The sequence below is a fragment of the uncultured Oscillibacter sp. genome (assembly GCF_910587525.1).
GTDB lineage: Bacteria > Bacillota > Clostridia > Oscillospirales > Oscillospiraceae > Oscillibacter.
Genome location: NZ_CAJULS010000054.1, coordinates 1 through 14,520, shown reverse-complemented (window position 1 = coordinate 14,520; position 14,520 = coordinate 1). Strand labels below are relative to the sequence as shown.

11 protein-coding genes and 3 pseudogenes are annotated in these 14,520 nt (G+C 57.7%); 6 read left to right on the top strand and 8 right to left on the bottom strand.

Going from position 1 to position 14,520, the window contains the following annotated elements:
* Positions 1-284: 284 nt before the first annotated feature.
* Positions 285-1,208 carry a 3-keto-5-aminohexanoate cleavage protein gene (locus QZ326_RS06630; RefSeq protein ID WP_295742912.1) on the top strand — a complete coding sequence of 308 codons (924 nt, stop codon included), beginning with the start codon at positions 285-287 and terminating at the stop codon, positions 1,206-1,208.
* A 64-nt stretch (positions 1,209-1,272) separates the two neighbouring features.
* Here QZ326_RS06630 and QZ326_RS06625 read toward each other — a convergent pair whose 3' ends face one another.
* Positions 1,273-2,190: an AEC family transporter gene (locus QZ326_RS06625; protein WP_295742909.1), complete on the bottom strand. Its 918-nt coding sequence runs from the start codon at positions 2,188-2,190 to the stop codon at positions 1,273-1,275.
* 455 nt (positions 2,191-2,645) lie between these two features.
* Here QZ326_RS06625 and QZ326_RS06620 point away from each other — a divergent pair, with 455 nt between their 5' ends.
* The 5 genes from QZ326_RS06620 (at position 2,646) to QZ326_RS06600 (ending at position 6,946) form a co-directional block, all read left to right on the top strand.
* Positions 2,646-3,026 carry a cupin domain-containing protein gene (locus QZ326_RS06620; RefSeq protein ID WP_295742906.1) on the top strand — a complete coding sequence of 127 codons (381 nt, stop codon included), beginning with the start codon at positions 2,646-2,648 and terminating at the stop codon, positions 3,024-3,026.
* Positions 3,027-3,070: 44 nt separating this feature from the next.
* Positions 3,071-3,949: a DUF6282 family protein gene (locus QZ326_RS06615; protein ID WP_295742904.1), complete on the top strand. Its 879-nt coding sequence runs from the start codon at positions 3,071-3,073 to the stop codon at positions 3,947-3,949.
* A 44-nt stretch (positions 3,950-3,993) separates the two neighbouring features.
* Positions 3,994-5,067 carry a TRAP transporter substrate-binding protein DctP gene (gene dctP / locus QZ326_RS06610; protein ID WP_295742901.1) on the top strand — a complete coding sequence of 358 codons (1,074 nt, stop codon included), beginning with the start codon at positions 3,994-3,996 and terminating at the stop codon, positions 5,065-5,067.
* A 65-nt stretch (positions 5,068-5,132) separates the two neighbouring features.
* On the top strand, positions 5,133-5,669 hold the full coding sequence (locus QZ326_RS06605; protein WP_295742898.1) for a TRAP transporter small permease: 537 nt from the start codon (positions 5,133-5,135) through the stop codon (positions 5,667-5,669).
* Entirely contained in the window at positions 5,666-6,946 is a 1,281-nt protein-coding gene (locus tag QZ326_RS06600) for a TRAP transporter large permease (RefSeq protein ID WP_295742895.1), read from the top strand. The genes QZ326_RS06605 and QZ326_RS06600 overlap by 4 nt, the downstream gene beginning before the upstream one ends.
* Positions 6,947-7,225: 279 nt before the next feature.
* On the opposite strand, the gene QZ326_RS06595 is transcribed toward QZ326_RS06600, so the two are convergent.
* From QZ326_RS06595 to QZ326_RS06565, 7 genes and pseudogenes are all read right to left on the bottom strand, one after another.
* Positions 7,226-7,645, bottom strand: coding sequence for an HIT family protein (locus QZ326_RS06595; RefSeq protein WP_295742891.1), 420 nt, complete (start codon positions 7,643-7,645; stop codon positions 7,226-7,228).
* Positions 7,646-7,665: 20 nt separating this feature from the next.
* On the bottom strand, positions 7,666-9,147 hold the full coding sequence (locus tag QZ326_RS06590; protein ID WP_365328592.1) for an altronate dehydratase family protein: 1,482 nt from the start codon (positions 9,145-9,147) through the stop codon (positions 7,666-7,668).
* Positions 9,135-10,613 carry a tagaturonate reductase gene (locus QZ326_RS06585; protein ID WP_295742885.1) on the bottom strand — a complete coding sequence of 493 codons (1,479 nt, stop codon included), beginning with the start codon at positions 10,611-10,613 and terminating at the stop codon, positions 9,135-9,137. Before QZ326_RS06585 ends, QZ326_RS06590 begins: the two co-directional genes overlap by 13 nt.
* A 4-nt stretch (positions 10,614-10,617) precedes the next feature.
* Positions 10,618-11,811 (bottom strand): sugar MFS transporter, encoded by a 1,194-nt coding sequence (locus QZ326_RS06580; RefSeq protein ID WP_295742882.1) that lies wholly within the window; start codon positions 11,809-11,811, stop codon positions 10,618-10,620.
* Between the two features lie 3 nt (positions 11,812-11,814).
* Positions 11,815-13,252 (bottom strand): annotated as a pseudogene (gene uxaC, locus QZ326_RS06575) (glucuronate isomerase).
* 58 nt (positions 13,253-13,310) lie between these two features.
* Positions 13,311-14,395: pseudogene (locus QZ326_RS06570) on the bottom strand (sugar kinase).
* Positions 14,396-14,401: 6 nt separating this feature from the next.
* A pseudogene (locus QZ326_RS06565) lies at positions 14,402-14,520 on the bottom strand (sugar kinase); the annotation flags it as partial.

The window sequence follows — 14,520 nt, the reverse complement described above, 5'->3', positions numbered from 1 at the left end:
CAACGCAGCTATGCCTTTCCCGGACCGCTGAACTTTTCTCAGTATTTTGGGAAATTGCTCTAGGAACAACGGAAAGATAGAGCTCCCTGGAGAGTTCTCAAATCCGCCGCACAGAGAATGAGCCCGTTTGAAGCGCTCGCGATCACCGCCGGTCCTGAGGCACTGCAATAGCGGCAGTTCCTTTTTATATCACCGCGTATTTGCCTGTTTGGCGTAAAAGTTGCTTATATCTTTTACACCAGAGACAAAGGAACGAACCAAAACAGCTTAGGAGGTATGCTCTGATGAGAAACAGGAAAATCTTTATTACTGCCGCCATTACCGGAGCGGTCCATGTTCCCAGCATGAGTCCCTATCTGCCCATTACACCGCAGCAGATCATTGAGGACGCCGTCCGCGCCTATGAGGCTGGCGCGGCTACCTGTCATCTTCACACCCGTGATCCCAAGACGGGCGCTCCTGACGCGTCTATTGAGCTGATGCGGGAGGTGGTGTCCGGAATCCAGCGCCGCTGTGACATGATCTGCTGTGTCACCACCGGCGCCAGTCAGATGATGTCATTGGAAGAGCGGTTAGCGCCGATTCCCGCCCTGCAGCCGGAACTGGCCACCTGCAACGCCGGCTCCATGAACTTTGTGCTGGCGGATATTGCCGAGAAAATCCCGGACGGCTGCGGCTGGGAAAAGCCCTATCTCACCGGTACTCGAAACAACACCTTTTCCAACACATACACCGGACTTGAAACCTATGTCCGCACCATGAATGCCAACGGTACGCGTCCGGAATTTGAAGTCTATGATCCCGGCATGATCAACAACATTGCCTATTTTGTGAAGAAAGGGGTGATTCAAACACCTGTCTACATGCAGTTTGTCATGGGAATCCAGGGCGGCATTCCCGCCTCGGTAAAAAACCTGCTGTTTTTGAAAGAGACCGCGGATCTGCTGCTGGGTGAAGATCATTTCTTCTGGTCTGTGGCTGCCGCGGGCCGCTACCAGATGCCGATGGCCGCCGCGACGCTGGCCTTAGGCGGCAATGTGCGGGTGGGCTTGGAGGACAACCTCTATCTTCGCGCCCATGTACTGGCCCAGTCCAGTGCGGATCAGGTGCTGGCCGTGCGAAATATCGCCGATGCGCTGGGGCTGGAAATCGCGACCTCCGCTGAGGTCCGGGCGATGATGGGGCTGAAGGGAGCGCTCTCCGTCTGAATACTGGCGGCGCAAAAAAACGGAGCTGCCGGAGAATATTCCGGCAGTTCCGTTTTGGGCGTTTTCAGACTAGAAGCAGGCTGCATACCGCGGTGATCAGCGGGATCGTGAACACGGAGACCAGCGTGCTGACGATAACGCAGGCGGCGGCAAAGGCGTCGTCCTGCCCGTAAGACTTTGAAAAGATCACCGTCATCGCCCCGGCCGGCAGAGCGCTCATGGTGGCCGTCACGCCAGCCGCTGTGCCGCGTACACCCAAAATCCACAGGGCCAGGATTACCGCCGCGGGGATCAGCGCCAGCCGCAAAAGGCAAAACCGCCAGACGCTTTGGTCTGTCACCATCTCCCGGCGCAGGGAGGCCACCACTGTGCCTATGAGCACCATGGCCAGAGGCGTATTGCAGCTTCCCAGGGCAGAAACCGCTTTTTCCAGTGGTTCCCAAAGGGTCCAGCCCATAAAATTCACCGCCATGCCGGCGGCTACCGCCCAGATGGAGGGATTGCGCACCAGTCCTTTGAGCCGCGACAGGCCGCCGCCGCTCAAAAAATAGGAGATTCCCACCGTCATGACAAAAATTCTGGCGGGTACCAGCGCAATGGAGAGCAGCATCACGCCCGCGTCGCCATAAATGCCGCCGATCACCGGCATCCCCATAAAGTTCGTATTGGGGCACAGGACGGCAAATTTCAATACCGCGCGGCGCTGCGGATCAGCCCGATGGTACAGCATCATTCCCAACAGAATGTAAAAGATATGTACTGCCGCTGTTGCAGCTATGATCTGTGCCGACAACTGCCAGATATTCTTATCCATTCCCTCCAGGAAGGCGCTGAAAATACTGCACGGAAGCACCAGTTTCATTAAAAATCCCGAAAGCCCATCGCTGAATCCTTCCGCAATGATTCCCAGTCTTCGCCCGCCGGCTCCTGCGGCTACCAACAGCAGCAGCATGACCTGGAGGCCGAAAATTGTTTTGACCATTTCCACGTAAAATCACGGCTTTCTGTCAAAATTTAGAGACCCGGCTTCTGCCGGATACGGCTGTCCGTTCTCCCTGGTATAAAGCAAAGACCTTGCCAACTCTTCTCACGGTATGTTCTCCTCAAATATCGCTGCGTCATGTGGGAGCCGCTTGCCGCCGGCCCCCGGCGTCTCCCGGAGCAAACACGGATCAAGTCATTTTTGATCAAATTCTTATAAAGTAAGTCAAAAATGAATTACTTTTTCATTTCTTTTGTGAATTCTTGACAACTTTGCGGGATATTCCCCCTGCTAATATTGTATGTATACGTTTTTTCTTTTCCGAATTCCCGCAGCCTTTTCAATCTTTTATGCGTAACCGCCAAAATTGGCCTAAAAATTGCTTCAACAAATAGTAAACCTGCTCCAAGCTCGGACAGGCAGAACTATGTTACTATTTTGAGGAGGAAACGATCATGAGTGAAATTATGTCTGGAAACTGGAATCAAATGCCCTGGCGTCCCCTTCGGGAGGGAATCAAGCAGGTAACCCTGGCGATGGGCGCCGACGACGTGACTGTTACGCTGGGCCAGGTCCTCGCCGGGCATGAAAAAAAGCCCCATTCCCACCCCGAAGAGCAGGTTGCCCTTGTCATTGAAGGCGAATGCGATTATTATGTGGACGGCACCCCTTATCATCTGACCCCCGGCGGATTTGTGGTAGTACCCAGCGGCGTGGAACATTACATTGACGTGCATGACACCGACATCCCCTGCTTCCAGATGGATATCTTTGGGACTCCCCGGCCTGAGTTTAAGGAGAAGTACACGGAGTTCCTGGCCAGCCTGAAAAAGTAATATTTTGATTCAGGATATAGCCGAGACAAAGGAGAGTCGATATCATGTTTAATGAAAGAGAAATCCTCAAAGGTATTCTGGATATCCACGTCCATGCCGGCCCCTCCGTAGCCAACCGTGAAGTGGATGCCGCGGATATGCTCAGGGAGGCTGTGGTGGCCGGATACCGGGGCTTTTTGGTAAAGGACCACTATTTCCCCTCCTGTATGGGAGTAAATATGGTCCAGAAGCACTGCGATGCCAACGGCGTTGAGATTTACAGTTCCATGGCGCTGAACAATGCCGTCGGTCTTTTCAACTGCATGGCAGTGGATGCCGCCATCAACATGGGCGCCAAGATCATCTACTTCCCCACTGTCTCCTCGAAGAACCATATCGACCACCACAAGGGCAGCTTCGTAGGCGCCGGCAAGATGTCCGTGCCCGAAGTTCCCGTAGTGTATGTGGACGAGGACGGCGTCATGGACCCTGCCGCTGTGGAGGTCCTGAAGCTCATTGCCGAAAAGGATGTGGTTCTGGGCACAGGCCATGCCACCGCCTGGGAGGTAGACCATCTGGTGGAAAAGGCCGTGGAGCTGGGGGTAAAACGCATTCTGGTCAATCATCCGCAGTTCCATATTGGGGCAACCTATGAGCAGATGACCAAGTGGGCAGAAATGGGCGCGTTCATCGAGCTGAACGTGTGCGTGTTTACCTCCGGTTCCAAGCTGGGCAGCCTGGATGACCAAGTAATTGCGGATATGCTCAAGGCGGTCCCGCTGGAGCGCATGATCCTGGATTCCGATCTGGGGCAGCGGGGCAACGGCTCCCCCGTGGAAGGGATGTACCGCTTCATCCGCCTGCTGATGGACAAGTTCGGTCTGTCGGAAGCTGATATTGATCTCATTGCCAAAAAGAACCCCGCCGCCCTGCTGGGCGTCTGAACTCCAGGAGGGGTGCCCGAATTATAAATTTCAGGAGGTATTGTATGAAAAAGAAAATTGCGATGCTGTTGGCCCTTGCCCTCTGCCTGACCATGGCTCTGACCGCCTGCGGCGGAGGAAACAACAGCACACCCCCGGCTGCCGCCAATCCCGGCAGCACGGCTGATAACAGTGACGCTGCGGCCGCCAGCAATCCTGTCACCATCGTCATGGGCAATTACGGCAGCAGCGCCATGCCCCCTTACTTTGCCGACCAGGATGCCATCAGCTACATCCAGGAACAAAGCGGCGGCACAATCACATTTGAATACTCCGCTGACGGTGTGCTGGGCAGCGAGTTTGATATGATCCAGCAGGTGATGGATGGCACCATTCAGTGTGTAATCCTCTCTTCCAGCACATTCAGCACCTACACCAACCTGATGGAGGTCTTTCAGCTTCCCTTCCTTATCACCGACTATGATCTGGAGTACAAGGCCCTGACTTCTGAGGCCGCCCAGGCCATCTATGACAAGGTGGGCGAGGATCTGGGTGTGAAGATCGTAGCCGTGCAGGAAAACGGTATCCGCCATTTTGCGAACAATGTCCGTCCCATCCAAACGCTGGCCGACATGAAGGGGCTCAAGCTGCGCATCGTGCCCAGCAATATGCTCACCGAGGTCATGACCAACCTGGGCGCCAGCCCCATGACTGTGGCCTACAACGAGGTCTATTCGGCCCTGCAGAACAAGGTTGTGGACGGCGAGGAGATCAACCTCACCTCAATCTACGCTATGAAGCACTATGAACAGTTGGACTATGTCTCCACGATTGGCATGTATCCGTTCCCCAGCTTTGTGGTCTATAACCTGGCTTTCTGGAACAGCCTCTCCCCCGAGCAGCAGGAAATCCTTGTGGCGGGTCATACTAAGGGCAGCGAAAACCTCTTCAGCACTTATCTGCCCGAGTATGAGGAGGAAGCAATCGCCGCTGTCGAGGCCTCCGGCACCGCCATCAACACCATTGAGGGCGATGCGCGCCAGGAATTCATTAATGTGGCTATGCCTACTTGGGACAGCTATCGCGACATTGATCCACTGATTGCCGGCTTCATTGATGCCGTTCAGGCAATGAGCTGAGCAGAACCGGACCCAATTCAGGAGGGGTGCCGCTTCCGGCACCTCTCCCACTTAAAGAGGTGTCTATGAAAGTTATCTCAAAAATCATTAACGGACTGTGCCTCGCCGCCAAGGCGCTGTGCGCGGTTCTCTTCGCGGTGATGCTGGTGGTGTCCCTGGTGGAGATCGTGCGCCGGTATGTGCTGGGGTACTCCTTCCCCTGGGCGGACGAGCTGGTCCGCTACTGCATTGTGGGCGTAGCCTCTCTAGGCGGCACCTCTGCGTATCAGAATCCTGGCGGACTGGTGTCGTTTGACTTAGTGCAGACTCATACCTATGGAAAAGTCCGCCTGATACTGGAGCTTATCATCAATACGATTGTACTGGGCCTGGCCGTGTTCATGCTGAAAAACTCGATCACTACGATCATGACCCCCTCCATCCAGCGGCAGATCAGCATCGGTCTTGGCGTCTCCATGTACTGGGCATATCTTCCCATCGTTATCGGCATGGGCATTCTTTTGATCCTGGCAGTCTGGAAATATTTTCAGATCGCCGCCAGCTACAAAAACGGCAGCTACGGCAAAGCGGCGCCGGTCAAGGAGGAGGGTGAGGCAGAGTGATCGTAGTAATTCTCGTGTTTTTGGCAACCTTGATTTTAGGTGTGCCGATCTGCGCAGTTCTGGGGCTCTCCGGTCTGACTCATATCGCCGTCATGGGCGTGGACTCATACTTTAATGTAGTGACCCAAAAGGTTTTTGCCGGCATGAGCGTATCCAGCCTGACCTGTATTCCCTTTTTCATCATAGCCGGTGAGCTGATGAATGCCAGCGGCGTAACCCAAAAGCTCATTGACCTTGTGCGGGCCCTGGTGGGTCACTTCCGCGGGGGACTGGCCTATGTGGTGGTCCTGGTAGCCATGATTCTTTCCGCCATCCTGGGCTCCGCCAACGCCGTGGCCGCAATTTTGTGCGCCGTTATCGTTCCGGAGATGATCCACGACGGTTACCGGGATGATTTTTCCGCCGCTCTGGTGTGCGCGTCCGGTGTGCTGGGACCTGTGATTCCGCCCAGTGTCACTTTTGTGTATTTCAGCGTACTCTCCGGCGTATCCGTCACCGCCATGTTTATGGGCGGCGCGATCCCCGGCATTTTGATTGGTCTGGGATATATCATCATTATCCGGATGCAGACAAAACGCCTCGATCTGCCCCGCAGTACAGAGAGCTTCAATCTGGGGACGCTCCTGACCGCTTTCGTAAAGGCGATCCCCGCGCTGCTGGTTCCCCTGATTCTGGTAGCCGGCATCACGCTGGGAATTTTCACCCCTTCCGAGTCCGGCGCTGTGGCTGTGGCCGCCGCCATTGCAGCAGGTCTGATCTACCGGAAATTTAAGATTACCATGCTGCCCTCGGTTCTGATGAAGTCCGTTCCCGTAACCGCTGGTATCTTTATCATTATTGGTTTTGGCAATATCATGGGCTGGACCATGGCCGTGGACAAGATTCCGGAAAAAATCTCCGGCGCGGTATTGGGTTTCACCCAGAATGGCGCCGTCATCATCATGTTGATGTTTGCAATCCTGCTGGTTGTGGGCTGTTCCATGGAGGCCACTGCCGCGCAGCTGATTTTTACACCGGTGTTGATGCCTCTGGCTATGGCGGCCGGCATGGACCCCATCCAGTTCGGCGTGTGGTTCTGCATTATGATTACCATTGGTTTGGTAACGCCGCCTGTGGGCATGACGCTTTTTGTGACCTCAAATATCACCAAAATTCCGCTGGGACGTATTTCCAAGCAGCTGCTGCCCTTTATTGCAATGGCTTTTATTGTCACGCTGATGATGGCTTACATTCCGGATGTCATCATGTTTTTGCCAAGATTGATGGGCGCCGCGTAGGCCCTGTTTGAAAAACAGCACAGCTGCTTTCTTTCCTCCCATTACACCTGCGGCAGTTTACGCGATATTTCATCATCAGGAACAGTCGCCGCAGGGCTTCCTGTAACCGCATTGCGGGAAGCAGAACCGGAAAGGGAGGATGTCCAACCCTTCACCAGAGAAGAGACGGGACGCGGCAGGCAGAGAAAGTGAACAGGACAGGGATCATAAACAGAAGATCCATTAACGCTGAAAGAGCGGAGGCCATTTGACAATAGCCTCCGCTCTTTCAATGCCGGTCTATAGTGCCGCCTTGATCTTCTCAATCATCTGGCCGTATTCCTCCTGAGATAAAAACCGCTTCTGCGGATTCATCTCAAACACCCCGCCCCACTCGGGACCGTCCTTGTACTTGGGAACCAAATGGAAATGGAGGTGCCGGCCTGTGTCGTCGTAAGCGCCGTAATTCACCTTGTCGGGATGGAACGCGGCGTGAAGGGCCTTGGCGGCCCGGTTCACGTCGGCGAAAAAGGCATTGCGTTCTTCGTCGGTCAAATCCACCATTTCTCCCACATGTTCTTTGCAGGCCACAATGCAGCGGCCGGGGTGGCTCTGTTCCTTAAAGAGTACCAGAACGCTGGCGTCCAGGTCACAGATGTAGATGCCAAAGGGGTCCAGCAGTTCGTTTTTCATGCAATAGCCGCAGTTGGGGTCCTTCATGGATATCCTCCTTTTTGTTGTTACAGGACGACGCCGTCTTTCCAGATGGAAATTTCACGCGCTCCCCGCAGCTCCGTTTTTGTGAGCATTCCGCCGGCAATTTCCAGCACAAGGTCCAGCAGCCGCTCTCCGGCGGCCTCCAGGTCTTCCCCCCCGGCCACGCTTCCGGCATTGAAGTCGATCCAGCCGGGCTTACGGGTAAACAGGGAGGTATTGGTGGAGATCTTTACCGTGGGCGCCGGAGCGCCGAAGGGAGTGCCCCGGCCGGTGGTAAAGAGGATCAGGTGCGCGCCCGCGGCGGTAAGGGCCGTGGCAGACACAAGGTCGTTGCCGGGGCCGCTGAGAAGGTTCAGACCCTTTTTGGTCACAGCTTCACCGTAGGACAGTACGTCCACGACCTGGGCGCTGCCGCCCTTTTGCACGCAGCCGCAGGACTTATCTTCCAGGGTGGTGATGCCTCCGGCTTTGTTGCCGGGGGAGGGATTTTCATAGACCACCTGGCCATGGGCGGTGAAATAGTGCTTGAAGTCCTCCACCATTTTTACGGCCTTTTCAAAGATAGACCGGTCAGCGCAGCGGTCAAAGAGAATGCCTTCCGCGCCAAACATCTCCGGTACCTCCGTGAGAACGGTGGAGCCGCCCAGGGCGATGAGCCGGTCGGAGAAGCGGCCCACCGTGGGATTGGCGGTGATGCCGGACAATCCGTCGGATCCGCCGCACTTCATTCCCACCACCAGCTCGCTGGCGGGGAGGGGCTCCCGACGGAAGGTCCGGGCGTAGTCCGCCAGTTCCTCCAGCAGGGAAGAGCCGGCGCTCAGTTCGTCCTCCGCTTCCTGGCAGATGAGGAATTTCACCCGCCTGTCGTCCCACTGGCCCAGCTCCGCTTTGAATTGGTCCATGGTCAGGTTCTCGCACCCAAGGCCCAGTACCAGCACGCCGCCGGCGTTGGGATGCCGGACCAACGCCGCCAGGAGCTTTCGGGTCTGGGCGTGGTCGTCCCCCATCTGGCTGCACCCGAAGGGATGGGGGAAGGCATACAGGCCATCTACAGAGCCGGAGGCCAAATGCTGATTGCTGTGCGCCAGGGATTGGGCGACGCCGTTCACACAGCCCACGGTGGGAATAATCCACAGCTCATTGCGGATGCCGGCTCTCCCGTCAGGCCGCCGGTAGCCCTGGAAGGTCCGGGGGGCGGTCCTGGGCAGGGGCAGAGTCTTGTGGCCGTAAGTATAGGCCGCCTCTTCGGACAATCCCGTCCGGGTGTTGTGCACGTGGACCCAGGCCCCGGCGGAGATATCCTCCGTGGCCTTGCCGATGACACAGCCGTATTTTACCACGTCCGACCCGGCGGAGATATCCCGCAGGGCCACCTTGTGGCCCCGCTGAATCTCCTCCAGCGCCGTGGTGCCGCCCAGCTCCAGCGCCTCGCCCCCGGCGATGGTCTCCAGAGCGACGGCCACATTGTCCTCCGGGTGGATTTGAATCAGCTTCATGCCAGGCACTCCCTCATGGCCCCGTACATGCCGACGGCCTCAATGCGCTCCAGGGCGGCGGCCACCGCCGTCTCAAAGCCCTCCAGAGCGGCCAGCCTGCCTTCCCACATACGCTGGTGGTTTACAACGGCGTGGGCGATGGACTTCGCGTCGTCGCCGCGGTGGTCATAGTAAAAGTCCAGCGTCCACTGGTCGTCTTTGATCTCGTAGGTCTCCTGGCCGCGGCGGCCGAGGAGGCAGTTTTCTCCCTTCTCCTGCGCGGTGTGGTAGAAGGCGATATAGGCGGCGAAGGAGAAAGTGATGCACTTGGGGAGACGGCCCTGACGCTTTACATACTCCTCCAGGCTGGGGAGGACCCGGGCCTTCCACTTGGAGGTGGAGTTGAGGGAGATGGAGAGCAGAGCGTGGTCGATGTAGGGATTGTTAAACCGCTCAGTGACGGCGGCGGCAAACTCCGTCAGCTCGTCACGGGGCAGATCCAGCGTGGGAATGATCTCGTCATAGATGGTCTTGTTCATGAAGCCGTGGATGACCTCATCCTCCATGCAGTTTCGGACGATATCCTGCCCCGCAAGATACGCTCCCAGCACCATGGAGGTGTGGGCGCCGTTGAGAATACGGACCTTGCGCTGCTTGTAGGGAGTGTGGTCGTCCACCACGATGATGGGCAGGCCCGCCTTTTCCACGGGAAATTCGTCCTTGATGGACTGAGGACCCTCGATGACCCAGAAGCCAAAGACCTCGCCGGTGTCCAGGATGTCGTCCTGATAGCCCAGCTCCCGGCAGATGCCCTCCGCCTCGGCTCGGGGATAGCCGGTGACGATGCGGTCCACCAGTGTGGAGCAGAACAGGTTCTCCCGCTCTGTCCAGGCCTTAAACTCCGGCTCCAGGTCCCAGAGGTCGATGTACTTGTCCACGCAGCGCTTCAGCTCGCCGCCGTTGTGGTCGATGAGCTCGCAGGAGAGGATGATGAAGCCCCTGAGCCCCAGCTTCCACCGCTCATAGAGAAACGCGGTGAGCTTGCCGGGGAAGCTGGCGGGCGGCGCATCGTCCTTTTTGCAGGCGGGGTCAAAAACGATGCCCGCCTCGGTGGTGTTGGACACCAGGAACCGAAGGTCCGGATTTTTGGCGCAGTCCAGCAGCCCCTGATAGTCCTCATAGGGGTTGAGGCAGCGGGATACGCAGGAGATCACCCGCTTGCGGTTTACCTTCTGCCCGTTCTCCCGCCCCCGGAGGAAGAGGGTGTAGAGGCCGTCCTGGCTGTTGATCATGGGGGCCAGGCCCGGCGCGATAGGCTGGCAGAGCACTGCCTTGCTGTCAAAACCGGCCTTTTCGTTCATCTCGTCAATGAAATAGTCCACGAAGGCCCGCAGGAAGTTGCCCTCGCCGAACTGGAGTACCCGCTCAGGGGCGTCTTTCAAGAGATATCCGTCATAGCCCTGCTTTTCCAGGGTCGCGTAAGAGAGCTTTTCCATAAAATTAAACTCCTTTTTGATTCATATGAGGACGTATGGAGAACACGCTTAAAATAATGGACAGCAGGAGCAGCGCCGTGTAGGCCACGATCAGCCCCATCCCCGCCCGGATACCTGCCGACTCGGCGACAAAGCCCACCAGCGCCGGGGTGATAATGCCTCCGGCGCTGCCGGTGAAAATCATAATACTGCATCCCAGGTCGTTGCCCTTGATGCAGTCGCTTCCGAAAGCGAAGGCGGTGGGGTAGATGGTGGCCATGAAAAACCCAACGCCCACCAGTCCCAAAATAATGGGACCCGGGGTCCGGCTGAAGAACATGACCAGGAAGAAGACGAACAGGCCGAAGCCGTCCGCCAGCAGGATGCGGCTTCGGGAGACCTTCCCGGTGATGGCCGCTCCCACCATCCGTCCGGCAAAGATCACCAGCCAGAGGAGACTGTTCATCATCTGGGCGTAGTCGGCGCTGAGGGCGCCGATGTCCTGAAAATAGGTGACCAGCCAGCCCACAATGGCATATTCCGTGGAGATGTAAAACAGCAGCATTGCCGCGCCCAGCCAGAACTGCCTGACCTTGAGAAAGCTGTAATCCACGGACTTCAGGGACCGCTCCGCCCTTTCCGGCGGCAGCGGCATTTTGGCGTAGACCGCCAGCTGAACGACGCACAGCAGACAGAGCAGCCCCGCCATGATCCGCCAGCCCATTCCCGGCCAGCGCCCCGCGCAGAAGACCAGCAGCAGCGGCGAGAGAAGGGCGCCGATGGCAAAACAGCCGTGGAGCAGATTATAACCACGGGTGGCCTTCTCCCCCGGCAGAGTGGAGATCATGGTGTTGGAGAAGTTGGAATTTCCGCCCCGGGCCACGCCGGTCATGAGACAGGCGGCGATCAGCAGGGCCGGCGTCCCAATCCCGCTGGCAAAGACCAGATAGGCCGCGGCCATCCAGACAGCGGTGATCAGAATTCCTTTCCGCCGCCCCAGCCAGACCGGGAGGAACCCGGCGGCCAGGACGGCCAGCAGGTTGCCGATGGACTGGCAGGACAGCAGGATACCGGAGAGGTCGTAGCTGAACCCGTAGGTCTCCCGCAGAAAAGGGATAAATGAGCCCAGAGGCTGGGAGGCTGCTCCGCTGGCGAAGAAGACAAACAGGGTGTTGCGGAGCAGCCGGTTTTCCTGTTGTTCTTGTGTGACCGTATTCATCGCTTACAGATCGAAATACCGGGATGCGTTGTTGAAGCAGATGCCCTCCACAATCTCCCGCAGAGCCCTGTCGTCATTGGGGTATTCGCCGTTTTCCACCCAATTGCCAATCAGGTTGCAGAGGATGCGCCGGAAGTAGTCATGCCGGGCATAGCTGAGGAAGGACCGGGAATCCGTCAGCATTCCCACGAAGTTGCCCAGCAGCCCCAGGTTTGCCAGGGACTTCATCTGCTCCTCCATGCCGCTCTTGGTGTCGTTAAACCACCAGGCGGAGCCGTGCTGGATTTTTCCCGGCAGTTCGTCGGACTGGAAGCAGCCCAGAAGAGTCCCCAGCTGGGCGTTGTCCGCCGGGTTCAGGGAGTAGAGGATGGTCTTGGGGCACGCGTTTTCCCCGTCCAGAGCGGAGAGCAGCTGAGCGATGGCTCCTCCGCAGGTGTTCTGGGCGATCATGTCAAAGCCGGTGTCGGGGCCCATCTTGGCGTACATCCGGGCATTCATGTTCCGCAGGCAGGAGTAGTGGAGCTGCATGGCGATACCCAGGCGGCGATACTCCCGGCCCAGGTACAGAAGAATGGCGGTCTGATAGCCCTCGGTCTCTTCCAGGGTCAGGGTTTCGCCCTTCAGCGCCTTCTGGTATGCGGCGTTGGCCGCCTCTGCGGAGCAGGGGCGGAAGGGAATGTAGTCCAGACCGTGGTCGCTGGCCCGGCAGCCCAAATTCTTGAAAAACTCCAGGCGTGCGCTCAGGGCGGCGCAGACATCCTCTACGCTGTTCAGTCTCTCCCTTCCAACGCTTTGGGCCAGCTTTGCCATATAGTCCGCAAAGCCCTCTTTATGGATGTTGATGGCCTTGTCGGGCCGGAAAGAGGGGCAGACCCTGACCTGGATGGAAGGATCGGCGGCAATCTTTTCATGCCATTCCAGGGCGTCGGTGGGGTCGTCGGTGGTGCCAATCATGGCAACGTTGGCTTTTTCGATAATGCCCCGAACCGTAAGTGCGGGGTCTGTGCGCAGCTTCTCGTTGCAGAAGTCCCAGCACTCCTGGGCGGTCTCCGGCGTCAGGGGCTTGTCATAGCCGAAGAACTGCCGCAGCTCCAGGTTGCACCAGTGGACCATGGGGTTGCCGATGGCCTTGACCAGCGTCTCAGCGAACTTCATAAACCGCTCAAAGTCGGGCTTGGAGCCGGTCACATAATCCTCGTTTACACCGTTGGAGCGCATGAGCCGCCATTTGTAGTGGTCGCCGAAGTAGGTGCCGTCGGGGTTCCCGCCTCCCAGCCAGACCTGGGCGAGATTGTCGAAGCGGCGGTTCTCGTAAATTTCCCGGGGGGGGGGGAATGTGACAGTGGTAATCCGCCAGCGGCATGGCGGCGGCAAAGTCGTGATAGAGGTGCTTTGCCGTACTGGTTTCCAGCAGGAAATCCTGATCCATAAATGCTTTCATAACAGATGGCGCGGCCCGGGAAATCCCTGTCCAGGCCGCGCTCCTCCTTTCTTGATCGTCAGCGTTTGATATCGTAATTCATGTTCATCAGGTTGCGGATAGCGTCCGCGTCGTCGGTGATGTTGCCGTCTCCGTGGATGGTATGCTTGATGACGCTGCTGGCCACGGCAAAGTTCACCATGTCCATGGGCTTGTATCCCTGCATAAACGCATAGATCAGGCCGCTGGCAAAGGCGTCGCCGCCGCCTACCCGGTCCAGAATGTTGAAGGTGAAGCGCTTGCTCTCGAAAGTATGGCCCTGATACCACATGTAGGCCATCAGGCTGTTCTCGCTGCCGCTGTGGGCAAAGCGCACATGGCGGGCAATGCACCTCAGGTTGGGATACCGGGCCGCAAATGCCTGGAAGATCTCATCCTGCTGCTCATAGCCGGGCTGGAGGGGCACGCCGTCCTTCCAGTCTCCCCTGGCATGGTCCGCCTCGTCCCGCCAAAGGTGATAGGGCTCGATGCCAAGCAGCACGTCCACATAGGGCAGGCACTGCGTGCAGAAGTCCCGGGCCTCCTCCCATGTCCAGAGCTGGCTGCGGAAATTGCCGTCAAAGCTGACGGTCATTCCTTTTTCCCGTCCGATCCGGAGACAGTCCAGAATCAGCCGGGCGCAGCTGGGAGAGAGGGCGGGGGTAATGCCGCTGAGATGGAGCCAGTCAAAGCTCTCCAGCAGGGACTCCAAGTCCACCTTGCTGAAATCGTATTCTGTAATGGCACTGTGCCGGCGGTCATAGGTCACCTTGCTGGGCCGGATGCCGTAGCCGGTTTCCAGATAGTAGGTTCCCAGGCGGTGCGTAGGCGTCTCCTCCGGTGTGGATAAAATCACCGGGGTACAGTGGACATCATTGCTGCGGAGCATCCGCACCGCGCTCTTGCCCAGGGAGTTGCTGGGGACAACGCTGAAAAACGTGCTGTCAATCCCCAGGTTTGCCAGGGCCAGGGCGATGTTGGCCTCGCTGCCGCCGTAGCTGGCCTCGAAGCTGCTGGATACCCGGATCTTTCCGTAGTTGGAGGGGTCAGGCGCAGCATGATCTCACCGATGGTAATAAACTTGGGGGAATCTCCGTTCCGCAGAAGCGGGTTGGCATGTACCATCGTGTCTTACCGCTGGATGCGGCCGGAGCCGTCGCCGCCGGCCAGCTTCTCCACCTCGCTGACGGTGACCATGTTGTAGTCCCCCTCAATGGAGTGCTTCAGGGCCGACGCCGCCACGGCGAACT

Excerpts from the sequence above, each read along its gene's own strand:
- QZ326_RS06630 (WP_295742912.1), top strand. The coding sequence starts at position 285 with ATGAGAAACAGGAAAATCTTTATTACTGCCGCCATTACCGGAGCGGTC.
- QZ326_RS06625 (WP_295742909.1), bottom strand. The coding sequence starts at position 2,190 with ATGGTCAAAACAATTTTCGGCCTCCAGGTCATGCTGCTGCTGTTGGTA.
- QZ326_RS06620 (WP_295742906.1), top strand. The coding sequence starts at position 2,646 with ATGAGTGAAATTATGTCTGGAAACTGGAATCAAATGCCCTGGCGTCCC.
- QZ326_RS06615 (WP_295742904.1), top strand. The coding sequence starts at position 3,071 with ATGTTTAATGAAAGAGAAATCCTCAAAGGTATTCTGGATATCCACGTC.
- dctP (WP_295742901.1), top strand. The coding sequence starts at position 3,994 with ATGAAAAAGAAAATTGCGATGCTGTTGGCCCTTGCCCTCTGCCTGACC.
- QZ326_RS06605 (WP_295742898.1), top strand. The coding sequence starts at position 5,133 with ATGAAAGTTATCTCAAAAATCATTAACGGACTGTGCCTCGCCGCCAAG.
- QZ326_RS06595 (WP_295742891.1), bottom strand. The coding sequence starts at position 7,645 with ATGAAGGACCCCAACTGCGGCTATTGCATGAAAAACGAACTGCTGGAC.
- QZ326_RS06585 (WP_295742885.1), bottom strand. The coding sequence starts at position 10,613 with ATGGAAAAGCTCTCTTACGCGACCCTGGAAAAGCAGGGCTATGACGGA.
- QZ326_RS06580 (WP_295742882.1), bottom strand. The coding sequence starts at position 11,811 with ATGAATACGGTCACACAAGAACAACAGGAAAACCGGCTGCTCCGCAAC.